Origin of the sequence: Nocardioides rotundus, assembly GCF_019931675.1 — a bacterium.
Lineage (GTDB): Bacteria > Actinomycetota > Actinomycetes > Propionibacteriales > Nocardioidaceae > Nocardioides > Nocardioides rotundus.
The window spans coordinates 3033954-3057557 of record NZ_CP082922.1; the positions used below are offsets into that span (position 1 = coordinate 3033954).

Consider the following 23604-nt stretch of genomic DNA (forward strand, 5'->3'; position numbering starts at 1 on the left):
CGCTGGCCCCTCCTTCAGAAGGATGCGGTGAAGATGGAGGCGAGCGCGGTGGGGGTCACCGGGCGGGGCGTCACGGCCAGCTGGCGCGACTGCTTCATCGCTCCGCTGACCAGGGTGTCGACGTCGTCGGGGGTGTAGCCGAAGTGCCGCAGGCTGGCGGGGATGCCGATGTCGGCCATCAGGTCGCGCAGGGTCTCGGCCAGCGCGTCGGCGCCGTCGCGGGTGTCGAAGGTCCGCCCGGACAGCAGCTCGGCCGCGCGCAGGTGCCGGTCCGGGTCCCCGGGATAGGTCCAGCGGAAGACCTGCGGCGCGGTCACCGAGACGGCCTGCCCGTGCGGGACCATCACCATCTCGGGGTAGCCGGAGGACTGGTAGTCCTGCACGGCCCCGGCGATCGGGTAGGCGTTGGCGTGCGGCATGTGGGTGCCGGCGTTGCCGAAGCCGGTGCCGGCGTAGGTCGAGGCGAGCGCCATCTGGGTGCGCGCCTCCATGTCCCGGCCGTTCATCACCGCGCGGCGCAGGTTGGCTCCGGTGAGCCGCAGCGCCATCTCGCACCACACGTCGCTGATCGGGTTGGCCCCGCAGAACGCGGGCCGCCGCATCGGGTCCTCCGGCGCCGGCTTGGCGTCGTACCGGACCGAGGTGTAGCTCTCCAGCGCGTGCGAGAGCACGTCCATCCCGCTGGCGGCGGTGACCTCCGGCGGCATGGTGATCATCGTCGTGGGGTCGACCAGCGCGAGGGTGGGGCGCAGGGCCGGGTGGGAGATGCCGGCCTTGAGGTGCAGGGTGAGCATGTCGACGACGCAGATCGTGGTGGACTCCGATCCGGTGCCGGCGGTGGTCGGTACGGCGATCAGCGGCTTGAGCGGCTCGGTGGGGACGCGGCCCTCGCCGATCGGGGGCGTGACGAACTCGAGCAGGTCGCCGTCGTGGGTGGTGAGCAGGTTGACCGCCTTGGCGGTGTCCATCGCCGACCCGCCGCCGATGGCGACGTAGGCGTCCCAGTCGCGGCGCCGGGCGAACTCGACCGCCTCCATGATCGACTCGTCGGTCGGCTCGACGCCCACGGCGGCGAAGATCTCGGCGTCCACGCCGGCCTCCTTCAGCGCGTCGAGGGCGCGCTGCGGCACGCCGGTCTCGGCCACGCCGGGGTCGGTCAGGATCAGCGCCGAGCGGGCACCGCGGGCCCCGACCTCCAGGCCGATCTCGTCCAGGGCACCGGGGCCGAACTTCAGCGGCGGGGCGCCCCAGGTGAACACCGTCTCGTTGAGCATCTGCAACCTCCATATTGTGACGATGACCGTCACAATATGGATTTGTGGTGGCCGTCACAACCCTTCCGTCACCTAACCTTGGTCTGTGAGCACCGCCCGACCTCCCTCCCCCGACGGCACGCAGTCGATCCAGCGGGCCCTCCTCGTGCTGCGGACCCTGGCCGACGCCGGCGAGCTGACGATCACCCAGATCGCGGCCCGCTGCGACCTCAACGCCGGCACGGCCGCCCGCATCGCCCGCGCGCTGACCGCCGGCGGGCTGGTCCGCCGCAACCCGGTCACCGACGGCTATCACCTGGGCGCGGGGGCCGTGGTGCTGGGCGCGGCCGCGCGACGCACGCTCGGGCTGGACCAGGTGCGCCCGTTCCTGGACGAGCTGGGCGCGACCACCGGCGAGTCGGTGAACCTCGCGACCCGCGACGGCGCGGAGTCCGTGGTCATGCTGCGGGTGCAGTCCCAGCTGCCGCTGCGCTTCGAGCAGCGGGTGGGAGCCCGCTTCCCGCTGTACAGCACCGCGTCGGGCAAGGCGATGCTCGCCTTCGACCCCGACCGGGACGACTACCTCGCCTCCCTGCCGGAGAGCCTTCCGCCGGTCGCGCCGGGGACGCTGGCGACGCTCAGCCAGCTCCGGCAGCAGCTGGACGAGACCGCGGAGCGGGGCTGGGCGATCGACATCGAGGAGAACGTCGAGGGGGTGCGCTGCGTGGGCGCGCCGGTCCGCGACGCGCAGGGGCGCGCGCATGCTGCCGTGGTCGTCCAGGCCCCGGGGGTGCGGCTGAGCCGGGAGCGGATCGACCAGCTGGGGCCGCTGGTGGCCCGGATCGCCGACCAGGTGGCGGGCGTCGTACCCGACCCGACCTTCCTGCACGACTGAGCGCGGACCGTCTCAGGAGTCCTCGTCGACCAGCTCGTCCCAGACCGCCCACGCCTCGTCGGCTTCCCCGTCGGCGGCGGTCTGCGCGACCAGCATCCGGCCGGTGGAGACCAGGTGCTGCCGCATGGCCGCCTCGGCGCGCCTGGGCTGGCCGGCCGCGACCGCCTCGACGATCGGGCGGTGCTCGGCCAGGATGTCCGCCAGGCTGCGGGACACGCCCGCGGTGGAGGGACCGCGGGTGCGCAGCAGCGAGCGGAGCTCGGCCATCAGCGTGAGCACGCGCCGGTTGCCGCTCGCGGCGAGCAGCGCACCGTGGAGCTCGCTGTCGAGCTCGGCGAACGAGCGCTCGTCGCCCGCCTCGGCTCGCTCGGTCATCTCGTCCAGCAGCCTGCGCAGCTCGGCGACCAGGTCGGGCGTCGCGGTCGCGGTGGCCCGGCGCGCCGCCGCGGGCTCCAGGGCGAGCCGGAGGGCGAAGATCTCCGCGAGGTCGCGTACGTCGGGCCGGCGGATCCGGAACCCCCGGTTCCGCTGGAACTCCACCAGCCCCGACTCGGCCAGGCCCAGCAGCGCCTCGCGCGCCGGGCTGCGGGAGACCTCGAGCCGGTCGGCGAGCTGCTGGACGGAGTAGAGGCGCCCCGGCTCCAGGGTCCCGTCGAGCACCCAGGCCCGGACCTGGGCGCTGACCTGGTCGGCGAGTGACGGACGACGGGCGGCCATGAGTAGCATGTTACATGTGACCAAGAGCTCTGGCCTGACTGCTGACCTCATCGCCATCGGGGTGCGCGACGTCACCGACGCCACGGCGGTGCGGGCGGCGTACTCCACCGACGCCTCGCTCTATCGCGTGGTCCCGGACGCGGTCGCCTTCCCCGCCTCCACCGAGGAGCTGCACGCCTGTGCCGCGCTCGCGGCCGAGCGCGGGGTGCCGCTGACCATGCGCGGCGCGGGGACCTCGATCGCCGGCAACGCGGTCGGCAGCGGACTGGTCGTGGACACCTCGCGGCACCTCAACCGGGTGCTCTCGGTGGATCCCGAGGCCGGGACCGCGGTGGTGCAGCCGGGCGTGGTGCAGGCGGACCTGCAGTCCGCGGCGGCGCCGTACGGCCTCCGCTTCGGCCCGGACCCGTCCACCTCCTCGCGCTGCACGATCGGCGGGATGATCGGCAACAACGCCTGCGGCTCCCGCAGTCTGGGATACGGCCGGACCAGCGACAACGTGCTGGCGCTGCGCGGCGTCTTCGGCACGGGGACGCCCTTCGACACCGCCGCGCGGGCGGCCGACGGTGGGCCGGCGACGGCCGAGGAGCGCGCGCTGGTGGAGCTCGCGGCCGGCGAGCTCGCGCTGATCAGGACCCGGTTCGGCCGGTTCGCGCGGCAGGTGTCCGGCTACGCGATGGAGCGGCTGCTGCCCGAGCACGGTCGCGACGTTGCATCCTTCCTCGTCGGGTCGGAGGGCACGCTGGCCGTGCTGTCCGAGGCGACGGTGCGGCTGGTCCGGCCACCGGCGCACCGGGTCCTGGTGGCGCTCGGCTTCCCCGACATCGTCGGCGCGGCCGACGCCACGCCCGCGGTGCTCGGCTTCGACCCGGTCGCCTGCGAGGGGATGGACCGCCGCCTGGTGAACATCCTGCGGGCCCAGCGCGGCGACGTGGTGCCCCCGCTCCCCCGTGGCGAGGCCTGGCTGTTCGTCGAGCTCGCCGACGACGACGCCGGGGCCCTGCGCAAGCGGGCCGACCGTCTGGCCGCGGAGATCGACTGCCTGGAGGCGACCGTGGTCACCGACGCCGCGGCGATGGCCGCCCTGTGGGGCGTTCGCGCCGACGGCGCCGGGCTGGCGGGCCGGTCGCCGGCGGGGCTGCCGGCCTACGCCGGGTGGGAGGACGCCGCCGTGCCGCCGGAGGGGCTGGGGGCCTACCTGCGCGAGTTCGACGAGCTGACCGACTCCTACGGGCTGACCACGTCGCCGTACGGCCACTTCGGCGAGGGGTGCGTCCACGTCCGGCTGGACCTGCCGCTGCAGCGAGCCGACGGGCCACAGGTGCTGGCGGACTTCATGGCGGCCGCGGCCGACCTCGTCGTGGCGCACGGCGGCTCTCTGTCGGGCGAGCACGGCGATGGGAGAGCGCGCAGCGAGCTGCTGCCGCGGATGTTCTCCCCCGAGGTGATCCGGATGTTCGGCGAGGTGAAGCGGATCTGCGACCCCGACGTCCGGCTCAACCCGGGGGTGCTGGTGGAGCCGAACGCGCTGAACGCCGACCTGCGCTTCCCCACTCCGCCCTCGCGGAGCCTCGGGCTGGCCTTCGCCGCGGACGGCGGGGACTTCGCCCAGGCGGTGCACCGGTGCACCGGCGTCGGCAAGTGCCGGGCCGACACCTCGGCGTCGGGCGGGGTGATGTGCCCGTCGTTCCAGGCGACCCGGGACGAGCTGCACTCGACTCGCGGCCGGGCGCGGCTGCTGCAGGAGATGGTCAACGGCACCCTGGTCGAGGAGGGCTGGCGCTCGCCGGAGGTGCACGAGGCGCTGGACCTGTGCCTGTCGTGCAAGGGCTGCGCCTCGGACTGCCCCACCGGCACCGACATGGCGTCGATGAAGGCCGAGGTGCTCTATCGCAGCTACCGCGGCCGGGTGCGGCCGCGCACCCACTACACGCTGGGGCGGCTGCCGTCACTGCTGCGGCTCGGCCGTCGGATCCCTGGCGCGCTCGCTGCGGGGCTGCGGCTGGCCGACGCGGTCGGGCCGCTGAAGCGGCTGGCCGGGGTGGACCCGCGCCGGTCGCTGCCGCGGCCGGCGCCTCGGGCGTGGGCGCCGGACGACGTACCCACCCTCGACGCGGTCGACCTCGGATCCCTCGACCACCCGGTGTTGCTGCTGCCGGACACCTTCACCACGCAGTTCGCGCCCGAGGTCGGGGACGCCGCGGTGGCGGTGCTGCGCGATGCCGGCTACACCCCCGTCCTGCCCACGGACCCCGTCTGCTGCGGGCTCACGCTCATCTCGACCGGCCAGCTGGACGCGGCGCGCTCGACGCTCGCCTCGACCGCCCGTGCCCTGGCCCCCGCGGTGGAGGCGGGCGTTCCGGTGGTGGGGCTCGAACCGTCGTGTACGGCGGTGCTGCGGCACGAGCTGCCCGAGCTCGTCACCGGTGATCGGGCGGCCGGGTTGAGCGCCGCGACGACCACGCTCGCCGGCCTGCTCGCGCGCACGCCGGGCTGGACGCCACCGCGGCTGGACGGCGTCGAGGTGGTCGCGCAACCGCACTGCCACCAGCACGCGATCCTGGGCTGGCAGCCTGACGCGGATCTGCTCGCGGCGACCGGTGCCGAGGTCCGCCCCGTCGGCGGCTGCTGCGGGCTCGCGGGGAACTTCGGGATGGAGCAGGGGCACTACGAGGTCTCCACGGCGGTCTTCGGCCACGATCTGGGCCCGGCCCTGGCCGACCGCCCGGACGCGGTGTTCCTCGCCGACGGCTTCTCCTGCCGTACCCAGGCCGCCGACCTCGCCGGCCGCCGCGGCGTCCACCTGGCCCAGCTCCTGGCGTCCCCCCGCAACCACCCCCTCCAGCCGAGTCGGCGCTAATTCACCCCCAGTCGGCGCTACTTCACCTCGAGTCGGCGTCAATTAACGCCGCCTCACCGTCAACAAGCGCCGACTCGGCACGGGCGGGCCGGGCACCGACGGCTGCAGGAGCCGTATGCGGGACACGCATGACTCCGTGCGGCGTACGTCGTCGCCCCGGCGCGGTTATCGTCGGACGACCGGAAGGGAGCCGACATGATCCTGCTGCTCGAACGCCTGCGCCGACGAGCCGGCCGGTCGTCGCCGTGGCTGCTGCCGCTGCTGATCGCGGGCTTCGTCTTCGTGACCGGGTGGGCCGCGATGGCGCTGGCCCAGCCGGGCAGCGAGATCGCCGCCCCGGAGAACTTCTGGTGGTGGTTCGTGGTCACCGCGACCACCGTGGGCTACGGCGACTACTACCCCGAGACCACCGGCGGCCGCCTGGTGGGTGCCTACGTCGTCGTGGGCAGCATCGTCGCCATCACCGCGCTCTTCGGCCGGTTGATGAGCACCCTCGAGAGCGCGAAAGGACGTCGCATGCAGGGACTCGCAAGCTACCAGGGGGACGGGCACCTCGTGATCCTGGGCTACACCCCGGGACGCACCGAGCGGCTGATCCGCGAGCTGCTCAGCGACGAGCGACGCACGGTGGTGCTATGCGCGTGGGAGGAGCAGGCCGCGGAGCACCCGATGGCCGGCGACGAGCACGTGGAGTTCGTCCGCGGCGACCTCACCGATCTCGACGTACTGCGCCGCGCGGCCCCCGACCGGGCCGAGGCGGTGCTCGTCGACGCCCGTGATGACAACGAGGCGGTGACGCTGACCGTGGCGGCCGAGCAGGTCGCGAGCGGAGTGCACACGGTGGTGACGCTGCGCGACCTCGCCCGCAGCCGCACGGTGCGGCGCATCGACGACACCGTCCAGTGCGTCCAGTGGCACTCGCTGATGATGGTCACCGAGGAGCTCGCCGACCCCGGGATCGCGGAGGTCTACGCCGAGCTGATGACCGCCGGCGGGCAGAACTCCTACGCGGTCGTGATCCCCGACGGACCGACACGCACGTACGGCGAGTGGTTGCGCGAGCTGGGTGAGCGGCACCGATCGACGGCGCTCGCCGTACGCGACGACGACGGGCTGCGGGTCAGCCCCGACTGGGAGAGCCCGGTCGCCGCGGGGTCGACGCTCTACTACGTCGGCCCTCAGCGACTCGCACCGGACGCGCTGGGCACGCCGGCGTAGGGGCTCGCGGACGCGACCTAACCGGCGTGCTGCGCGTCGATCAGGTCGAGGTCGCGGACGCTGAACCGGTGGTGCTCGAAGGTCTCGTTGAGCACCGTGCGGAGGCACTGCCCCATCGACCGGCCGCGGGCATAGGGCAGCCAGACGTCGCGTCATGCTGTGACACTAGTTCCCCGAGCCCCGGAGGCTCCCGGCTAGACGGGGTTCTTCAGGACGAGCCAGGATCCGGATTCGGGGGGCTGCTGGTCGACGGGTCGACTGCGCTCGATGCGTGTGACGGAGGCCCAGTCGCCGAACGCGGGCATCGGCTCGTAATTCTCTTCGAGCATCGCGGGATCCTTGGTGCCCTCCGACTTGGTGTAGGTGTCGGCTTCCTTATCGAGCTCCTCCATGTACGCGCGTCCGTCGGGTTTGATCCGAACCGTCGTGCTGCGCACGGATTCCTTGTCGTCCGGGCCCGCGTACTCCATGTGCGACAGGCTCTCCAGGAAGAGGCCGTCGCGGTCACGAGCCGCCCCGAAGAGGTACTTCAGCCAGATCCTTTGCTGGTCGTCGAACTGGTAGACAAACACGACCGGGCCACCATCGGGTGCGGTATCCACTTGGAGCGCGAGGCGGGTGCGGTCGTCGTCGTCCTTGAGGACGGCGGCGTACTCCTTGCTGCCGGTGCGGTTCCGCTCCTCGGCCTCGGCCCGGTCACACGGGTAAACCACGCCTTTGGTGACGCGGTTGAACCGCTGTCCGAAGATCCAGGGCATCGGGTCAGGGCTCCTTCACGATGGTGGGCACGGGGACATCTACTTCAGCGATTCTCACACCAAGGTCATCAGCGTGCCGCAGCACCTCCGGTGGCAAAGGCGCCACCTGGACAGGAATCCCGAGTACTTGCGTACCGTCGGCCAACTCGCCAACGAGGTCGCGTGGTGTCGACGGAACGTCTGCGATTCGCGCACGGACCGGGTACTTCGTGGCGAGTTCGTCCAGGCTGGCGATCAGCCGCCTGCTGGCGGCCGCGTCGGTTCCGTACTGCCCGGACTTCAACGACATGATCATTTCATCGGCAGACGAGTATGCGTCGAGGCGGGTGTAGCGGCTGCCGCCGTGGAGGTAGAGCTCGCGGGCCCAGCCGGCGCCGACGATGACCTGCTTGGTGCCATCGTCGACGAACCGGACGCTGACGCCACTGGCCTGGATGCCCTTCTGCACGCTGCGGTGCCAGAAGACCGCGGATGAGGTCGTTCGGGACCCGGTACAGGCTGGACGTCTTCGCGACCTTGACCACCGTGCCGACGGTCTTTCCGCCCTTGGCGAGGGCGCCCGCGACCGGGATCAAGCCGGCCACGGCGGCGGCCACAACGCCATCGCCCTCGGCCGGCGAGCGTCGACGTACGTCGTGAACTGCGCGTCCCGCTCGTGTCGCTTCACTGGCCCTCCGTGACGTCCGACGCTCTCATCAGGGAGTACGTCGTCGGAGGCCGCTCGGGTTGCATGTGTCGCGGGCGAACCCGGTCAGGGCTCGCGATCCGTGCGCACCACGGCGGACCCGACCGAGCCGATCCGCGCCCGGGTGGGCGCGCCGGGGATGGTGAGCGGCAGGTCGAGCGGGGCGACGACCTCGACGACGACCTCGTTCTCCGTGGCGTCGATCCGGACCCGGTGGGTCAGACCGGGATAGCGCCGGAACGCGCCGGTCCCCCGCAGATAGTCGGCCACCCCCTGCTCGGCCGAGGCGGCGAAGACGTCGAGCCGCTCGTCCAACCCGCCGACGTACACCTCCTCGCCGTTCGCGCCGGCGTCCGCACCGGCGAGCGCGGCGCCGTCGGCGACGTTGTCCAGCCCCTGCCGCTGCAGGTAGGCCGCGGAGGCGTCGACGACCACCACGATGGTCATCATCAGCACCACCGCGAACCCGACGATCATGATCGTCGTCTGCCCGGCCTCGTCGCGTCGCCGCATCCTCACTCCCGGAAGGTGCCGTAGGGGACGGTGTGCTCGCCGGAGACCCGGAAGGACGGGGCGCCGCTGCCGAGCACCGAGGGGAGCAGCGGGAGCCGCACCTGGGTGCGTACGTCGACCCGCACCACCGCACCCGCGCTGTGGCACGTCCCGTCGCTGCCCCGGGTGGGGCAGCTGAATCGCATCGCGGGCGGATCGGTGAGGCCCTGGTCGGCGAAGACCTGCCGGGCGGCCGCGCGACCGCGAGCCGCGCCGGTCCCGTCGTCGGGCGCCAGGGCGTAGGCACGGGCCGCCGCTCGAGCAGCGCCGGAGACGCCGAAGGCGCCGCGCTGCACCTCGAAGACCGACAGCACGATCCACACCAGCGGGATCAGCAGCAGGATGCCCAGCCAGCTGAACTCGACCAGAGCGCTCCCGCCGTCGCCGCGCCGGGGCCGCCTCACGGCTCCTCCTCCACGGCATGCCCGGACACGTTGAGCGTGACGGCCGGCCCGGCGAAGCCGAGCGCGGGGACCTGGGCCCGCACGTTCACCACCACCGCAGGGGCGCCGTTGAGGGTGGTCTGCCGGCCGCTGACCGAGCGGGCGTAGCGGGCCGAGACCGCGCCGGCGATCTGCTCGCGGGTCCGGGCGGCTCCGTCGGCTGGGCTGCGGTCGAAGGTCGCGCCGTACCTCGCTCCCTCCGACGCCGCCGAGGCGAGGGTGTTGCGGACGTGCAGCACCAGGGCGACCTGCAGGATGCCGAGGAAGATCGGCACGAGCAGGACCATCACCAGCACGAAGTCCACGACGGCGGCGCCGTCCTCGCGCCGGGGCCGGGAAGTCACCGTCCGGGGCCCTTGACCCCGTTCAGCGCGTTCTGCAGCATCTGCACGAGCTGCGGGCCGGCGACCTGCCAGAGCACGGTCACGATGCCGGCGGTCATCACCGTGATGAGCACCCAGCCGGGCACGTCGCCGCGGTCGTCACGCCTCCGTGGCGCGCTCATCATCAGGGTGAGGCGCACCAGCGCTTCCAGTGGTGTCTGCATGGTTCTCTCGTTCCTTCCGGGACATCAGGGGACGGTGAGGCTGAGGCCGATCAGCCCCGGCCAGAAGGCGAACAGGACGGTCACCGGAAGGACGAGGAACACCACCGGGACCATCATGAACACCTCCTTGCGGGCCGCGGACTCGATCAACTCGCGGCGCCCGGCCTCGCGCACGTCGGCGGCCTGGGCGTGGAGTACGTCGGCCAGCGGGGTGCCGCGCTCGACGGCGACCGCGACCCCCTGGGCAAACCTGCTGACCAGCGGCAGCCCGGAGGAGGCCGACAGCCGGTCGAAGGCGACGCTCACGGGCTCGCCGAGCCGGATGTCGGTGAGCACCTTGGCGAGGTCGCGGGAGAGCTCGCCGCCGGAGCGCTGCACCACCCGGTCCAGCGCGGCGACCGGCCCCTCGCCGGCCGCGACGGCGAGAGCGAGCAGCTCGGCCAGGGTGGGGAACTCGACGAGGATCTGCCGCTCGCGGCGAGTGGCCTGGCTAGTCAGCCAGTTGTCCCGCGCGATCACGCCGACCGCGAACGCGATCAGGCACAGCACCAGCGACGTGACCGCCGAGCCGGGGTCGGTCAGCGCGCGGAGCAGGCCGTATCCCGCGGCCAGCACGAAGCCCACCAGCCCCCACAGGACCTGCTCGACGCGGAAGTCGTGCACGGAATTCTCCAGGCCGGCACGCTCGAGACGACGGCGCACCGACGCCGAGCCGCCCAGCACCCGCTCGACCGTGTCGGCGGCCGAGCGCAGGATCGGCCCGAAGACCCCGGCCGCCGCGGACGTCGGCGAGGACGAGGCGACCCGGAGTGCCGGCGTACGCCCCACCTGGGGCAGGTCGCGGACGAACGGCAGGACCCGCAGCGAGAGCTGGGTACGTCGGATCGTGGCGACCCGGGCGACCACCAGGACCAGCCCGAGGCCGGCGACCGCGCCGAGCACGGCACCCCACAGCGCCGGCGTCACGACAGGATCCGCTTCTCGGTGGGCAGCCGGCCGATGCGCATCATCAGCCGGTAGGCGAGCACGCACAGCACCGCACCGACGACGAGCACGACCACGCCGCCCGGGGAGGCGTAGCGCCGGATGATGGTGGTCTGGAACGACATCATCAGCAGAACCAGCCACGGAGCCGCGACCGCGAGCCGGGCGCCGTTGACGGTCCAGGACTGCCGGGACTCCATCTCCGAGCGGGTGCGTGCCTCATCGCGCAGGTAGCCGGACAGGTTGCGCAGGAGCCGGCCGAGGTCGCCGCCGCCGACCTCGCGGGCGACCCGGAGCCCTTCGACGACGCGGTCCCCGACCGGGTCGGCCAGGCGCTCCTTGAGCCGGTCGAGACTGTCGGAGAATCGGCCGCTGACCTGGTAGTCGAGCGCGAACGCGTCGAAGGCGGGACGCAGCGGCTCAGGGCCACGGATGGCAAGGCCGGCGAGCGCATCGGGCAGGGAGAGGCCGGCGCGGACGCCACTGGCGAGGTGGTCGACCGCCTCGGGCCACACCTCGGCGAACTCGCGCTGGCGCTTGCGGGCACGAGCACGCACGAGCGCGACCGGGAGGTAGGTCGCCATGAGGCCGAAGATGACCGCGACCGGCGGCGTACGGCTCACGGCCTGCATCAGCACCGCGGTCGCGACGCCGATCAGGCCGCACAGGAAGACGAAGCTGCGGGAGGTCACGCTGCCCAGGCCCGCCTCGGCCAGCATCCGGGTGACCCGACCGTCCCGGGTGCGAGTCGGACGCTCCTCCCGCGGGAGGAAGAAGGCGGAGAAGATCAGCAGCAGGCCCAGGCCCACGCCGAGTCCGATGAGGGCGCCCATCAGCGGCTCTCGTTGAGGATCCGGTGCACGTCGATGCCGACCTGGGCGTAGCGCTCGAGCCGCGGCGGCATCCCGCTCGCGCGCTGCACCTGATCCCCCGCTCCGCGCTCGAAGATCGGCTCGGTCTCGATGATGTCGCTCTCCACCCGCCCGGGCACGGCGACGATCTCGTTGACCCGGCGGGTGCCGGTGGTATCGATGCCCAGGTGCACGACGAGGTCCACGGAGTTCGCCACGGTCGGTACGACGAAGCGCGCCGAGATGTTCTCCCCGGCCAGCAGCGGCAGCGTGCACATCTTGACCAGTGCCTCGCGGGCGCTGTTCGCGTGGATGGTGCACATCCCGGGAAGGCCGGCGTTGAGGGCGAGCAGCAGGTCGAGGCACTCCTCGGCCCGGACCTCGCCGACGATGACCCGGCTCGGACGCATTCGCAGCGCCTCCTTGACCAGGTCGCGCAGCTTGATCTCGCCGGTCCCCTCCAGGCCGGACTGCCGGGTCTGCATCGGCACCCAGTCCGGATGTGGGAACCGGAGCTCGAAGACCTCCTCCGCGCTGATCACCCGGTCGCCACCGGGGATCGCCGCGGCCAGGCAGTTGAGCATCGTGGTCTTGCCCGCCTGAGTTCCCCCGGCGACGAGGACGTTCAGTCCGGCGCGCACCGAGGCCGCCAGGAACGCGGCCGCGGCCGGGGGCAGCGACCCCAGCTCGACCAGGTCGTCCAGCGTGGCGGCCTTGAGCACGAACTTGCGGATGTTCACCGCGGAGAAGCCGCGCGAGATGCCCTCCAGCACCACGTGCAGCCGATGCCCCTCGGGCAGCATCGCGTCCACGAACGGCTGGCTCACGTCGATCCGGCGGCCGCTGGACTTCAGCATCCGCTCGACCAGCTCGGTGACCTGCGCCTGGCTGAGCATCAGGTTGGTCAGCTCGTGCCGGCCGTTGCGCGCCACGAACACCCGGGTGGGGTCGTTGATCCAGATCTCCTCGATCTCCGGGTCGTCGAGGAAGGGCTGCAGCGGGCCGAACCCGGAGACCCGCGCGAGCAGCTCCCCGACGTACGCCTCATGGTCGTGGATCGGCGCCACCGCACCGGTCAGGCTGCGCTCGTCCTGCTCGCGTACGACGCCCTCGGCGATCCGCCGCACCAGCCGGGCATCCCGCTGCGGGTCGACACCATCGCGGCGGACGATCTCGCGCACCCGCGCGTCGAGCTGGTCGAGTACGTCGTCTCGCGCAGCCGTGTCTCGCCCGTCGCCCGCGTCGCGGCCGGATGCCTGGATCGCCGTCATTCCCCCACCTCCCGAGTCCGCTCACCCACCCCTTGGGGCGTGCGGTTGCCTCACGATAAGCGAGGAACCCGCGATTCGTTAGAGGTTGACGGAACTGCCTGTGGATAACCCCGTCCTATCGTGGGCGAGGAGGCACGCCCACCCGCGTTCGTCGTACCCAACAGTAGGCACCTTCTCAGCGCCGGGGAGGTGCCTACTCTTCGGTTTGCGCGGGCGCCTGGTGCCTACCGTTCGGTACGGCGCCCGGCGCCCGGCGCGCGATCAGCGGGCCCGGGACTGGTTTGAGCTGCGCTGACAGCGGCTGCGCCCCGGAGCCGGCGACCCGTCGGCCTGAGGCGCCGCACGCCCTCACCGTGGTGCAGGCATTTCATGGACTCCTTCCTGCACCGATCATCGCTACAGATCAGGTGTCCGGGCTACCGGGTCAGGCTCCTTCGGCATGGTCATGACCGCGTGCCCCCACCTGTGGCGGCGCCGTGCCCAGATGCTACGTTCCGAGCGCGAGTGGGCTCACCCCCGGGGGCGTTCGTGGCCAAGTATGGAGTGGCCAGGATGAACGAAGATGCGGAGAGCGTCCGTCATCACCAGGCACTGCCGTATCGGGGACGATGGCCGCATGACCGAGCGCGACACTCGGAAGGACAATCGGGCAGCGACCAAGATGCGGTGCCGTCCGGGTCCCCGACGAGGTCTGGTAGGCAGCCCAGGAGAAGGTAGCGGTAAACGTCGAGACCGTCGCCGACATCGTCCGGGCAGCCCTCATCGAGTACGTCCGGCTCGAGGGCTCGACTGGCGTCGTCAGCCGTCGAGATCGATCGAGCAACCTCCGGGTCCCGTAGGATCGCTCGACTGGACAGAAGCGCACCGGGAAGGCGTGGACTTGATGGAACGGGAAGTGGGTCCTGGGTCCAAGTTCTTCGTCATCGTTGGGAGTTATCGGTCTGACGCGGCAACGAGTCGGCTGCAGGCGACCGGCATCTACTACGTCGCTAAGTCCCTCAACTCGAAGCCTGCCAACTGGACCAGTACTGCGGAGCACATCGCTTCCCCAGACGCCACCGGGGCGATTATCAAGCTGACGTCCAGGGATCTCACCTCGATGCGTACCTCGCGCTATGCAGAGGCCACGGAGCAGCTGTTCCAGGCCCTGGCAAAGAAGCGACACCTGCTGCTAGTCCACGAAGAGGTGCTTTCCGTTGATGAGGACGGAGCGGCCGGGTCCATCCAAGGCGAGGTCGACTCGGACGACCCCGAGGTAATCGAGACGGAGTACCGACGTAGCGGCTTCGCCCCTGCCGCCCCAGAGGCGAGAGAGTTCTTCCTGGCGGCGATTGAGCAGTACGGGCTGAACCTCATGCTGTACAAGACGAACGCCGAGCTCTCCGTCCTGACGAGCACGTTCGTCGAGCAGTCCGAGAACAACCTCGTCTTCAGGTTGTACGTACCCTCATGTCGGCTCTGGGCCCAGGAAGCGGACAAGTTGCTAAGCCTTTTTCGAGACTGGCTCAGCCGCGTCAAGGGTGAGCGGGTGCGACAGGACGGCTACCACACCGGTCACGGTCAAGTGTTCGAGTTCTACGTCGACTCGCCGTCCGACGGGGAGTCGGGCTCGTACCTCGGCTTCGAAGACTTCTCACAGTTCCTGGAACTCTGCGGCGACGACCCACAGGCGGCCGCCCTCATGCTTCGGGACGCGGGGACCTCGGCGGCGGCGATCCCTGACCTAATCCGCCGATTCTCGAAGGAGGTCAATCGGCTGCGCCGCGACCTCCGGCAGGAGCGCGAGGCGAAGCTGTTGTCCATCAGACATCGCCTCGAGAATGAGTTGTCGGAGTTGGGAGAGGAGGAGCAGATCCCGAGCACTGCTGAACTCACCTCTTGGGTGGACGGGCTCGTGCCTAACGATCGAACGCTTACGTCGGCCCTCACCGCTGAAGCCGTACGTCCGGAGCAGTCGCAGAGCGTGACGATCGTTTACAAGCCTCAGGTCATCTCGACCGTGCACGGAGTAGTCACCCAAGAGATGCAGGGCTCGGTCAACTTTGGACCCGACGCCCGTCAGATTCTCGAACTCATCGAGCGATTTGGTGAGCGAGAGCGCGCCGAACTGACCTCGAGCCTTCACGAGCTCGAAGACCCCGATGCTCAGCAGGGCTCGCGGCTCGCCGCGGCTGGCAAACTGAAAGCGTTCCTGGCTAGAGTCGGCAGGAAAGCCGAGGAGATCGGAACCCCCTTGCTCATCAAGTATCTAGAGCAGAAGACCGGGCTGGCATAGAGCGACGGCCGAGGCCGTGGCTCGTCGCATGTTGTCGAACTGACGGTTAGGTTCCCGTCATGGCTCTTGCTGACCTGACTGACCCGAACGCTGTGCGAAGGGCGATCGCCGAGTTCGATGAGCGAGGCCGCGATGCGTTCCTCGACGAGTACGGCTTCCACCCTGCCCGGGACTACTTCGTCGTCGTCGACGGCAAACGCTACGACTCGAAAGCCATCGCGGGCGTCGCGCACCTGTACGAGCGCGGAGCCCTCCTGACTGCTGGCGAGTTCTCCGGCGGCGACAGCACAGTGGCGACCCGGCTCGAGAAGCTCGGCTTCGAGGTCACCCGCCCCGCGAGTCTGCCGGACTGGTCCATCGACGAGTTGATGCTCGCGCTTGACCTGTACTTGCGCACTCGCGGCGTCGTCTCGTACAGCCCGACGGTCAAGGTCGTCACCGACCTCAGCTCCGAACTCCGCTCGCTGCGGATCTTCTCGGACAACGTGCGGGCCAACCCGCGCTTCCGCAACCCGTCAGGCGTCGCTCTCAAGCTTCACAACTTCTCGTCCATCGACCCGGAACACGCGGGGCGAGGCATGGGCCACGGCGGCGCCGGAGACCGACGGGTCTGGGAGGACTGGGCGCACCGAGCGGAGGAGCTCGCACAAGCCGTCGCCCTGATCCGCGCTCGCGGCGAGACGGACGAAGCCCCCGAGGACACGGGTGAAGAAGAGGAGTACGAGGCTCCCGAGGGTCGCATCCTGTTCCGCGAGCACCGCCGATACGAGAGGGACCGCAAGCTCGTGGCCAAGAAGAAGGCAGCCGTCCACAAGAAGACCGGCCGTCTCGCATGCGAGGTGTGCGACTTCGAGTCCTCAGAGGCTTACGGCGTCGAGGGGGTCATTGACGTCCACCACGTCGTGCCACTCCATAAGATCGGCGAAAGCGTCACGACCATGGCCGACCTCGCGCTTGTCTGCCCGACGTGCCATCGAGTTATGCACAAGCACCGGCCGATCATCAGCCCCGCCCAACTTCGCGCGCAGCGGTTCGGCGCCTGACCGCTAGAGCCCGGAGCGAACATGACCGACTTCCCAAAGGTTCAGGAATCCGACTTCGTCGAACGCGAGGGGGTCAACCACGTTGCGACTGTCGTAAACAGGGCTCACTGCGTCTGGCGTGAAGTTCTTCAGCGGGACATCGGCATCGACGGGCACGTGGAGTACGTCGATGCAAGCGGCAACGCACCGGGGCGGCTCATCGCTGTTCAGGTGAAGAGTGGCGAGTCGCGGTTCGCAAACGCGACGGATACTCACGTCCCGTTCTATCCGGAATCGAAACATCGGACCTACTGGGGCGAGCACCCTCTGCCGGTGATCCTCGTCCTACATAACCCAGCGACGAAAGAGACCATCTGGGTCGATGCTCGGGAAGCTTTGCGCGTTCGGCCGGGCCAGGCTGCAATCCAAGTGCCACGCGCTCAGGCGCTAAATACCGACGGTGTGGTGAGTGCCCTGCATTGCGCGGGACCTCTGCCGTCAGGGGCGACCCCTGTCGACGAGATTCTCGGCGATATGGCGCGACCCGACGCTGCTGCGCAAGGGTTGTGCATTCTCTATCTCTTTACACAAGGACTGACCGACCTCGCAAACTCGCTATATTTCTCGATGGACGTTCTACACGAGGTACTCCACGTCCTTTCAGCCGACTGGGATCCTCCGGCCTTTGGCATCGGTGAACACGAGTTCGCGTTCGTCGACAACTACGTCGCATTCCTAGTCCGTCACGACCTTGCTCGAGTCGACTACGGCTCTTGGCGTCAGGCCATGCTCGAGCGAGAGATGGTCGGAAAATTCATTGTCCCGCTAACAGAACGTGGGCGAGCCGTGAGAGATGCCATCCGCCATATCGACGATGGCCTACCACAGAAAGAACCAGAAGAACTTCAACCATATTCACGCGCGATCCAAGAGCGGTTCGTTCAGATGCTCTACAACGTGAGTGGCGTGGACGAGGTGTCCGTTAGGCAGCGCCGCATTAATGCCGTCCAGAAGGAGATCAACAGAAGCAAGCCCGACTGATCGTGGGATCCGAGCGGACGATCCTGATGCCTTGAGCCGCTTTCGCGCCACCACCATCTCCGCCAGGGCGAGCGGTGGCGACAAGGGCATCGCAGTCGAGCGAGTTGCTCCCACGCTTCGACGCCGCCGACGGGTGGGAGCACAGCAGCCCCCCTGCTTATGAGTCAGGTCGGATGACAACCGGCATTACCGCTAGCGACACACGTCGCCCCTCGTCGTCGGCCGTGATGATGTAGTCCATGCGGCGGGTCGGGTCAGCACCGCCCTTGGTGAGGGTGTGCTTCGGGTGCTCCTCCACGGCAGCGTGGAGTTTCTCGATCGTCGCCGACGGGTCGGCGGTCTTGATGAACATGATCAGTGCCGACTTGCTGTCACGCCAAACCAGGTAACTCAGCAGTTGGTCGATGGCCTCGCCGACGCCCTTAGGCCCACGCCAGATCTTGCATTCGGCAATGAAGGCGTTCCGGTCACCGTGTCGGATCAAGATGTCGGTCTTACCGCTGCCGTTGAAGAGCTCGCCCCCGGCGGCGCCTTGCCAGTACGTGTTGAGGTTGCCGAGGAGTAGATCTCGAAGCTCCTCCTCGTCGAGTTTGGCTGCTGTCCCTGGGGTCCGCTCCAAGGAAGTCGCCCACGCCCGAACGGCGTCGAGGACGTCCTGGTAGAGAGCCTCTTCGAGCACTGGTTCCGGCACGAAACCCGCCTGAGCCCTTCGGGTCTGCAGGGTGACTTGTTTCCGCCGGGCGGGAACGGGAGGACGCTGGACGCCCGATGTACGCACGGGGATTCCGAGGGCCTCCTCGACCTCACGGTCGTTGAGGATGCGCTCCTTGCGACTCGCGATGGTGCCTCGGATGGACCGCTCGGCCTCAGACCGGAAGGCCGCCAGGTCACCGTTCGCCCAACCGACGCGCTTCTCGATGTCCTGCTTCACTTGGTCGACCTGACGGCGGATGGTGTCAGCGTTGAGGCTTCGCTCGACGATCTCGACGACGACGCTGCCGCCGGAGACCTTGCCGTACTTCCCGCTGACGCTGAACGTTGAAGCTTGGTAGTCGAGCATCTCGGTCGTTCCAGAGATCGGAAAGGTAACGACGACCTTGCTCGCGGGAACCGTGTAGATCTCGTCGGTGTGAAACTGATCCCTCACCTGTGTGGTCACCTCAGTGACCGGTGTTCGCGTCGCCCCGTCCCAGTCCACCCGAATCTCGACTGGCAGGTACTTTCCAAGGAGGCTCTCGACAAGCACATCGACGTTCTCACTGAGGATGACGTCAGGATCGATCTTGGCCAACTCACCAAGCGCGTTCTGTAGGCGTCCGCGCATATAGTCCTGCAATCGTCGTTCGGAGCCCCACACGGGCACCCCTCCAAGTCGGGTCGTCTCACGGTCGGCCTGACACTATCCGCAGGGACCGACATCTTCTGGAGCAACAGCTGTTGCGTGCGAAGCGCACGTGTGGCCATCCCTCATCGTGCGACAACTGGACCTGTGTGTCTGCGCAGCGCCTCCTTGACCAGGTCGCGCAGCTTGATCTCGCCGGTCCCCTCCAACCCGGACTGGCGGGTCTGCATCGGCACCCAGTCCGGATGCGGGAACCGCAGCTCGAAGACCTCCTCCGCGCTGATCACCCGGTCGCGCCGCGGCCAGGCAGTTGAGCATGGTGGTCTTGCCGGCCTGAGTACAAGCCGGTGCCAAACCACCACTTAGGCTCGCGCGACCGAGGAGTTCCCGTCAGTCGGTGCCCTCGGCTACCATGTGCCCAGGCCACGGAAAAGGTGGCCGGTGACGCCCGCCCGTCAAAGCAAGACGCCACCGGCCTGATCGCCGACACCGAGTGCGCTCTCTCCGTGCCGACTTCCCTGTAAGGTTGGAGCGGGTTTGGACCCCGGCATTCCTCTCAGGGCGAGTCTGTGGTCCCACCTCCCGTGGTGGTGGGTGCTGCCGGCCCGCCGCCGATGCCCAGGGCCTTCTCGATCCGGTCGAAGATCCGGTCCTGGAGGTCGGCGTCGGCCCCGTCCTTCTTGGCGAGGTCGAGCAGCGTCTGGACGTACGCGGCCTTCTGCTCCTCCTCGGTGCTCACCTTCGGCTTGACCGGGGTGTGCACCGGGGGCGGCGTCGGCTCCGCCGCCTTCTTGGCAGCGCGACGACGCGCCCCACCGTTGGAGGACGGGCGGCGCTTCTTGAAGTGGCTGCTGTACGGGATGCTCAGGTAGTCGAGCATGTGGAGGTAGAACGAGATCGCCTTGTCGACGGTCGCGCCGGTGAGCCCGCGCTCGTTGAACACCTTGGCGAGCTGACCGCTTGTGGCGTTCTGGCTGAGGCCGAGCGCGTCGGGGTACTTCTCCTCGACCATCATCTTGAGCAGGCCCTTGCGGGTCTCCTCGTCGGTGCCGACCAACTCCTTCATCAGGTCGGTCGGGACGTACTGGTCGTCGATGAGGTCGAAGTACCGCATCGTGCTGCGGATCTGGGCGATGGTGCTGCCCGAGATGTTGCCGAAGAACGAGATGTCGAAGACGTCCGGCAGGCCGTCGGTGGCGTACTTCTCGAACATGTTCGTGAAGGTCTTGCCGGGCATGTAGGGAGCCGCCGTGATGCGGGCGGCTCCGGTGCTGCTGTCGGTGGTCGTCTCCACGACCTCCTCGGTCTCCTCGCTGGTCACTGCGGACCTCCTCTCCCACGGTCTCGATGCGGATACTGCTCCCCGTGTGCGAGAAGCGTCTCACACCTCGCGTTCCGGATCAAGCGCAAACCTTCCGGGTGTACACAGGCTTAGCGCCGCGACGTTCCTGCGGTTTTCCGTTCGGTGGCAATACGGTATTGCCGTAGATCCGCGTATCCGCAGGTCAGAGGGGGTACGGAGCACCGGAATACCGGAGAATGCGTCCCAGCGTTGGGAACACCAACTGGTAGAAACGCGTGCCGTACGACGGAGTGGCGTGACCGTCCTGTTCCCCTGAACAGTACGGAAGCCAGGCTTCTTCTGCTTCCCGATCGGGTGTCCGCCCCACCGGATCGCCTGCGCTCCCAATCTGGGCCGCTCATACCACAGATGAGGACCCGACCCCGGAGTTCTGGCGCCCTCCACAGGACTCGCGGTCTCTGGCTGAAGTTGTGCTGTGCTCGGTCGGCACGCGACAACCGGGAGGACAAGAGATGAGCGCCGACTACGGCACTGTGCAGGAGAGCCGCGAAGCCGTAGACCGGCTGCTGGGCATGCAGGTGGTCGAGGGCCGGGTCGACGCCGACGAGGCGGACCTGCTGGCCGAGGCGATCAGCCGGCTGTGTGAGACCTGGGCCTGCTACGCCCTCGCGCTGGCCGAGGAGATGTGACCCTCGTCCGCCGGGGAGAGCGGCGAAGGCGGGCCGACCCGGCGGACGAGGGAGTCAGCGGTGGCGCGTCTGCCGCCGTTGGGCGACGTCGCCGCGCATCATCAGCTTCCTTATCTGCGACTGGCCCGCGTCCTCGTGCACCGGGCAGGCGTCCGGCTCCGGCCGGCGCCACGGACAGCCCTTCACCGGGCAGGCGCGGAGCGGGCGGTCACTCATGCGGCCCGAACCTCCGTCCAGCCGGTGTGCCCGGAGTGTTTCTGGTGGGCGCCCAGAGCCGCCGGGGTCGTGACCATGCCGCATCCGTCGCAGCGGCGACGTCGGGAGTTGTTGAGAGCGGCCACGGCCTTGCCGGTCTTCGCGCCGCTGATGCGCAGCGCCCGAAGCCCGGCCTCTGAGAGCCGGTAGGGCTTGCGGGTGGGCGTCGCTGAGGGCACGGGGCTCGTAGGCCGTCGATCGGGCTCCTCGGGCTGCCTCGGCTTGGTCCAGCGCACGGCCAGCCGTGAGTGGTCGCCGACCCGGACGTGCTCGTCCAGTCCCACTTGCGTGAAAACCTGTCGCCGCATGTCGGGCACAGCTTGGTCGGAACCTGCCTGCTGCCGTACGCCGGACCCCGGCTCACAGCACGCCCAGCCGCTCGAGGTCGCGCCGGATGTGGGGCGGAGGCGTCGTCCGCATCGTCTCGGTGCTGGCCGCCGACTCAGAGTCCTCGACCACCTCCGCGTCAACGATGTCGGCGGAGTCCTCGTCACCGCCGTACGCCTCCAGTGCGGCCCGGTTGTAGGCCTCGAACTGCGGGTCCGGAACGTGCTGCACGGGCTGCGCCGGGGCGAGGGCCGCAGGGTCCGCGAGCAGGTCGCGGAACAGCTTCTCCACCGGGTCGATCTCACCCACACCGATGATGTGCTTCTCGGTTGCGTTGAGTCCGGCCCGGTCGAGCATGTCTTGGGCGATCTTCACCTTGTCGCGCATCTCCACGGCGGGGTCGTCCAGCCAGGCCTGGAGCCGCTTGACCATGTCGTCGGCGGCGTTCCCGATCCGAGCAGCAGCAACCGCTCTGACGTGGCCAGCCGCACCGCCGTGATGGGCGCAGACGTTGCCGCCGGGGATCGCCTCTCGCTTGCAGCGCCCACCGGACTTGTAGTGACCCTCGCACCGGACGACAGTCGGCGGCGCGAGCAACTCCCACCAGTCCTCCGAGTGGGTGACCTTGTTCCGGTGGCCCATCGGCTCAGGACCAGACGAGCGAGGAGACGACGCCGGGCCGCTTGACGGGCCGGTCGTAGGCGAGCACCCGGCAGGACCAGCACAGCGCGAAGACCACGACGGACGCCCCGGACGGAATCCAGAGCCGATCGTTGATCGACCGCTTGTCGTTCCCGCAGCGGTCACACGACTGGGAGTCGTGCCGAGGGAGCGGATCCTCCAGCACGGCCTCCAAGAGCGGCATGGCCGGGACGCCCTCAGTGGCGAACCGGAGCAGCGGGACGCCCACGGCGCAGTCGTCGGGGACCGGCCCGCCGAGCGCCCGGAGCACCGCCTCGCTGGTCTTCTCGTCGGCCAAAGCGGCCTCGTTGGGTGCACACCAAGGCACAAGGGCCTCGGCGTCTTCCATCGCTGACATGTGCATCGGTACCTCCGTGTCGTGACCTTGCGTGACCTGGCTGCTGCCGGTCCGGCGAGGGAGGTCACGGAACCCCCGCCGGACCGGCGTTCTTCCACCCGTGAGAAGGGTCAGGCGACGTACAGGGCCGGAGGCGCGTAGTTCGCGTTCGCGGTGACCTGGATGACCATGCCGGCGAGACGGTGGCGGACGCCGGTACCGAAGCCTCGAACCCAGTAGCTGTCCTGGAGGGGGTAATCCGGCTTCGCCCCGCCCACGATCCGGAGGCCCTGCAGGGCCGGGTTCGCGTGCTGGCGGAACATGATCGGGTTGGACGGGGCCAGGCTTCCGCCGGACGCCAGGCCGACCACGCAGCCCGCCGGGATGCGCGTCGACTCGATGATGATCGCCTCGTCGTACGAGCCCCTGACCGGGAAGCCCGCGAAGGTTGCAGCGGCCTGCTGGCCGACGAGGTCGCCGTCCGTGGCGAAGAACGACTGGCCATGGCTCGGGATGAAGTCGGCCTTGGCGCCGCTCGCCACCCGGAAGCCGGAGACGACGTCGCCCTCCGAGGCGTTGACGAAGATGACGATCTGCGAGCCGTTCTCCTGGGCGTAGCCGTGGGACTTGAAGTCCGCGATGATCTCGTCCAGGTCGGCCGACGTCACGACCGCAGCACCCGAGGTCCGGTAGTGCGTGTGGTCGCCGGGGAACGAGTTGCCCTCGTAGTCCGGCGGGGTCCAGCCGTCGCCGTTGGCGAACGCCAGGACGCTGTAGGTCGCGTTCGACTTCTTGTCGAGCACGGTCCGGTTGGTGTTCCGGAAGATCGTGCCCATCACCTTGTTGAAGACGTTGTCCTCGTCGGCAGCGACGATGGCGGGCGCGTTGGCCGCGATCTCCGCCTCGGTGGCGTCGGCCAGGTACTGCCAGGTGGCGCGCCAGCCGACGTCGTACCACTTGAACGGCGCGCCCATGTCGAGCGTCGCGTGCGCGGCCCGGCTGGACTTCGGGACGCCGTACTCCGACGCGTCCTCGAACTTCGGGCCCGCGCCGAGGGTCTGGAGGACGGACGTGACGGCGGAGGTGACCGGGTAGGTGAACAGGTCGACGAAGCGCTGGCGGGACTCGTTGGCGAGCCCGGCGACCTGCTCCAACTCCTGGAACAGCTCGCGCAGGTCGCGACCGTCGGCGGTCCGCAGGACGTCGGCGCGGGCGCTGTAGCCCGCGCCATCATCTGCATGTCGCCGTAGATGCCGTGGTTGATGCCGATGAGGCCTCGGACGTCGCCAGCGGCGAGA

General features: G+C 69.5%; 26 protein-coding genes. 7 read left to right on the forward strand and 19 right to left on the reverse strand.

All coding sequences use genetic code 11. The features are described 5' to 3' along the window. Positions 1–14 precede the first annotated feature (14 nt). Positions 15–1274, reverse strand: coding sequence for a hydroxyacid-oxoacid transhydrogenase (locus K8W59_RS14970; protein ID WP_223395257.1), 1260 nt, complete (start codon positions 1272–1274; stop codon positions 15–17). A gap of 85 nt (positions 1275–1359) precedes the next feature. On the opposite strand from K8W59_RS14970, the gene K8W59_RS14975 reads away from it, so the two are divergent. Then, positions 1360–2148, forward strand: coding sequence for an IclR family transcriptional regulator (locus K8W59_RS14975; protein WP_223395258.1), 789 nt, complete (start codon positions 1360–1362; stop codon positions 2146–2148). Between the two features lie 12 nt (positions 2149–2160). Here the strand turns inward: K8W59_RS14975 and K8W59_RS14980 are convergent, their stop codons facing one another. After that, on the reverse strand, positions 2161–2865 hold the full coding sequence (locus K8W59_RS14980; protein WP_223395260.1) for a GntR family transcriptional regulator: 705 nt from the start codon (positions 2863–2865) through the stop codon (positions 2161–2163). Positions 2866–2872: 7 nt separating this feature from the next. Between K8W59_RS14980 and K8W59_RS14985 the strand changes: the two genes are divergently transcribed. Together K8W59_RS14985 and K8W59_RS14990 are read left to right on the forward strand one after the other, a co-directional pair. After that, positions 2873–5725, forward strand: coding sequence for an FAD-binding and (Fe-S)-binding domain-containing protein (locus K8W59_RS14985; protein ID WP_223399830.1), 2853 nt, complete (start codon positions 2873–2875; stop codon positions 5723–5725). Between the two features lie 195 nt (positions 5726–5920). After that, positions 5921–6943, forward strand: a complete 1023-nt coding sequence (locus K8W59_RS14990; RefSeq protein ID WP_223395269.1) for an ion channel — start codon at positions 5921–5923, stop codon at positions 6941–6943. A 194-nt stretch (positions 6944–7137) separates the two neighbouring features. Here the strand turns inward: K8W59_RS14990 and K8W59_RS14995 are convergent, their stop codons facing one another. The 9 genes from K8W59_RS14995 to K8W59_RS15035 all read right to left on the reverse strand — a co-directional run bounded on the left by K8W59_RS14995 (position 7138) and on the right by K8W59_RS15035 (position 13034). After that, on the reverse strand, positions 7138–7701 hold the full coding sequence (locus K8W59_RS14995; RefSeq protein WP_223395271.1) for a zinc-binding metallopeptidase family protein: 564 nt from the start codon (positions 7699–7701) through the stop codon (positions 7138–7140). A gap of 4 nt (positions 7702–7705) precedes the next feature. Further along, a complete protein-coding gene (locus K8W59_RS15000; protein ID WP_223395273.1) occupies positions 7706–8149 on the reverse strand; it encodes a hypothetical protein in 444 nt (147 codons plus the stop codon). 303 nt (positions 8150–8452) lie between these two features. Further along, on the reverse strand, positions 8453–8899 hold the full coding sequence (locus K8W59_RS15005; protein WP_223399838.1) for a pilus assembly protein TadG-related protein: 447 nt from the start codon (positions 8897–8899) through the stop codon (positions 8453–8455). Between the two features lie 2 nt (positions 8900–8901). After that, positions 8902–9342, reverse strand: coding sequence for a hypothetical protein (locus K8W59_RS15010; protein WP_223395275.1), 441 nt, complete (start codon positions 9340–9342; stop codon positions 8902–8904). Beyond that, positions 9339–9725, reverse strand: a complete 387-nt coding sequence (locus K8W59_RS15015; RefSeq protein WP_223395277.1) for a TadE/TadG family type IV pilus assembly protein — start codon at positions 9723–9725, stop codon at positions 9339–9341. Before K8W59_RS15015 ends, K8W59_RS15010 begins: the two co-directional genes overlap by 4 nt. Then, positions 9722–9928, reverse strand: a complete 207-nt coding sequence (locus K8W59_RS15020; protein WP_223395279.1) for a hypothetical protein — start codon at positions 9926–9928, stop codon at positions 9722–9724. The genes K8W59_RS15015 and K8W59_RS15020 overlap by 4 nt, the downstream gene beginning before the upstream one ends. A gap of 24 nt (positions 9929–9952) precedes the next feature. After that, the gene (locus K8W59_RS15025; RefSeq protein WP_223395289.1) at positions 9953–10894 is read right to left on the reverse strand and encodes a type II secretion system F family protein; all 942 of its coding nucleotides are present in this window, start codon (positions 10892–10894) and stop codon (positions 9953–9955) included. Next, positions 10891–11745, reverse strand: coding sequence for a type II secretion system F family protein (locus K8W59_RS15030; protein WP_223395298.1), 855 nt, complete (start codon positions 11743–11745; stop codon positions 10891–10893). The genes K8W59_RS15025 and K8W59_RS15030 overlap by 4 nt, the downstream gene beginning before the upstream one ends. Next, positions 11745–13034 (reverse strand): CpaF family protein, encoded by a 1290-nt coding sequence (locus K8W59_RS15035; protein WP_223395307.1) that lies wholly within the window; start codon positions 13032–13034, stop codon positions 11745–11747. The genes K8W59_RS15030 and K8W59_RS15035 overlap by 1 nt, the downstream gene beginning before the upstream one ends. 883 nt (positions 13035–13917) lie before the next feature. Here K8W59_RS15035 and K8W59_RS15040 point away from each other — a divergent pair. The 3 genes from K8W59_RS15040 to K8W59_RS15050 are packed head-to-tail and all read left to right on the forward strand — an operon-like array spanning position 13918 to position 17372. Then, positions 13918–15309 (forward strand): hypothetical protein, encoded by a 1392-nt coding sequence (locus K8W59_RS15040; protein WP_223395309.1) that lies wholly within the window; start codon positions 13918–13920, stop codon positions 15307–15309. A gap of 59 nt (positions 15310–15368) precedes the next feature. Next, positions 15369–16352, forward strand: coding sequence for an HNH endonuclease (locus tag K8W59_RS15045; protein WP_223395318.1), 984 nt, complete (start codon positions 15369–15371; stop codon positions 16350–16352). Between the two features lie 21 nt (positions 16353–16373). Further along, positions 16374–17372 carry a DUF4365 domain-containing protein gene (locus K8W59_RS15050; RefSeq protein ID WP_223395320.1) on the forward strand — a complete coding sequence of 333 codons (999 nt, stop codon included), beginning with the start codon at positions 16374–16376 and terminating at the stop codon, positions 17370–17372. Between the two features lie 157 nt (positions 17373–17529). Here K8W59_RS15050 and K8W59_RS15055 read toward each other — a convergent pair whose 3' ends face one another. From K8W59_RS15055 to K8W59_RS15065, 3 genes are all read right to left on the reverse strand, one after another. After that, on the reverse strand, positions 17530–18663 hold the full coding sequence (locus K8W59_RS15055; protein ID WP_223395322.1) for a hypothetical protein: 1134 nt from the start codon (positions 18661–18663) through the stop codon (positions 17530–17532). 176 nt (positions 18664–18839) lie between these two features. Continuing rightward, the gene (locus K8W59_RS15060; protein WP_223395324.1) at positions 18840–19001 is read right to left on the reverse strand and encodes a hypothetical protein; all 162 of its coding nucleotides are present in this window, start codon (positions 18999–19001) and stop codon (positions 18840–18842) included. 269 nt (positions 19002–19270) lie between these two features. Further along, on the reverse strand, positions 19271–20035 hold the full coding sequence (locus tag K8W59_RS15065) for a DUF5343 domain-containing protein (protein WP_223395326.1): 765 nt from the start codon (positions 20033–20035) through the stop codon (positions 19271–19273). A gap of 494 nt (positions 20036–20529) precedes the next feature. On the opposite strand from K8W59_RS15065, the gene K8W59_RS15070 reads away from it, so the two are divergent. Next, positions 20530–20706 (forward strand): hypothetical protein, encoded by a 177-nt coding sequence (locus tag K8W59_RS15070; protein ID WP_223395328.1) that lies wholly within the window; start codon positions 20530–20532, stop codon positions 20704–20706. Positions 20707–20760: 54 nt separating this feature from the next. On the opposite strand, the gene K8W59_RS15075 is transcribed toward K8W59_RS15070, so the two are convergent. The 5 genes from K8W59_RS15075 to K8W59_RS15095 form a co-directional block, all read right to left on the reverse strand. Next, positions 20761–20922 carry a hypothetical protein gene (locus K8W59_RS15075; RefSeq protein ID WP_223395330.1) on the reverse strand — a complete coding sequence of 54 codons (162 nt, stop codon included), beginning with the start codon at positions 20920–20922 and terminating at the stop codon, positions 20761–20763. Continuing rightward, positions 20919–21140: a hypothetical protein gene (locus tag K8W59_RS15080; protein ID WP_223395332.1), complete on the reverse strand. Its 222-nt coding sequence runs from the start codon at positions 21138–21140 to the stop codon at positions 20919–20921. The genes K8W59_RS15075 and K8W59_RS15080 overlap by 4 nt, the downstream gene beginning before the upstream one ends. 181 nt (positions 21141–21321) lie before the next feature. After that, positions 21322–21930 (reverse strand): hypothetical protein, encoded by a 609-nt coding sequence (locus K8W59_RS15085; protein WP_223395334.1) that lies wholly within the window; start codon positions 21928–21930, stop codon positions 21322–21324. Positions 21931–21934: 4 nt separating this feature from the next. Next, positions 21935–22267: a hypothetical protein gene (locus K8W59_RS15090; protein WP_223395336.1), complete on the reverse strand. Its 333-nt coding sequence runs from the start codon at positions 22265–22267 to the stop codon at positions 21935–21937. Positions 22268–22437: 170 nt separating this feature from the next. Next, on the reverse strand, positions 22438–23460 hold the full coding sequence (locus K8W59_RS15095; RefSeq protein WP_223395338.1) for a hypothetical protein: 1023 nt from the start codon (positions 23458–23460) through the stop codon (positions 22438–22440). Between the last annotated feature and the right edge of the window lie 144 nt (positions 23461–23604).

What these genes read in the sequence shown, in the direction of transcription:
- K8W59_RS14970 (WP_223395257.1), bottom strand. Translation starts at nt 1,274, where the DNA reads ATGCTCAACGAGACGGTGTTCACCTGGGGCGCCCCGCCGCTGAAGTTC.
- K8W59_RS14980 (WP_223395260.1), bottom strand. Translation starts at nt 2,865, where the DNA reads ATGGCCGCCCGTCGTCCGTCACTCGCCGACCAGGTCAGCGCCCAGGTC.
- K8W59_RS14985 (WP_223399830.1), top strand. Translation starts at nt 2,873, where the DNA reads ATGTTACATGTGACCAAGAGCTCTGGCCTGACTGCTGACCTCATCGCC.
- K8W59_RS14990 (WP_223395269.1), top strand. Translation starts at nt 5,921, where the DNA reads ATGATCCTGCTGCTCGAACGCCTGCGCCGACGAGCCGGCCGGTCGTCG.
- K8W59_RS14995 (WP_223395271.1), bottom strand. Translation starts at nt 7,701, where the DNA reads ATGCCCTGGATCTTCGGACAGCGGTTCAACCGCGTCACCAAAGGCGTG.
- K8W59_RS15005 (WP_223399838.1), bottom strand. Translation starts at nt 8,899, where the DNA reads ATGCGGCGACGCGACGAGGCCGGGCAGACGACGATCATGATCGTCGGG.
- K8W59_RS15020 (WP_223395279.1), bottom strand. Translation starts at nt 9,928, where the DNA reads ATGCAGACACCACTGGAAGCGCTGGTGCGCCTCACCCTGATGATGAGC.
- K8W59_RS15030 (WP_223395298.1), bottom strand. Translation starts at nt 11,745, where the DNA reads ATGGGCGCCCTCATCGGACTCGGCGTGGGCCTGGGCCTGCTGCTGATC.
- K8W59_RS15035 (WP_223395307.1), bottom strand. Translation starts at nt 13,034, where the DNA reads ATGACGGCGATCCAGGCATCCGGCCGCGACGCGGGCGACGGGCGAGAC.
- K8W59_RS15040 (WP_223395309.1), top strand. Translation starts at nt 13,918, where the DNA reads ATGGAACGGGAAGTGGGTCCTGGGTCCAAGTTCTTCGTCATCGTTGGG.
- K8W59_RS15045 (WP_223395318.1), top strand. Translation starts at nt 15,369, where the DNA reads ATGGCTCTTGCTGACCTGACTGACCCGAACGCTGTGCGAAGGGCGATC.
- K8W59_RS15050 (WP_223395320.1), top strand. Translation starts at nt 16,374, where the DNA reads ATGACCGACTTCCCAAAGGTTCAGGAATCCGACTTCGTCGAACGCGAG.
- K8W59_RS15070 (WP_223395328.1), top strand. Translation starts at nt 20,530, where the DNA reads ATGAGCGCCGACTACGGCACTGTGCAGGAGAGCCGCGAAGCCGTAGAC.
- K8W59_RS15075 (WP_223395330.1), bottom strand. Translation starts at nt 20,922, where the DNA reads ATGAGTGACCGCCCGCTCCGCGCCTGCCCGGTGAAGGGCTGTCCGTGG.
- K8W59_RS15085 (WP_223395334.1), bottom strand. Translation starts at nt 21,930, where the DNA reads ATGGGCCACCGGAACAAGGTCACCCACTCGGAGGACTGGTGGGAGTTG.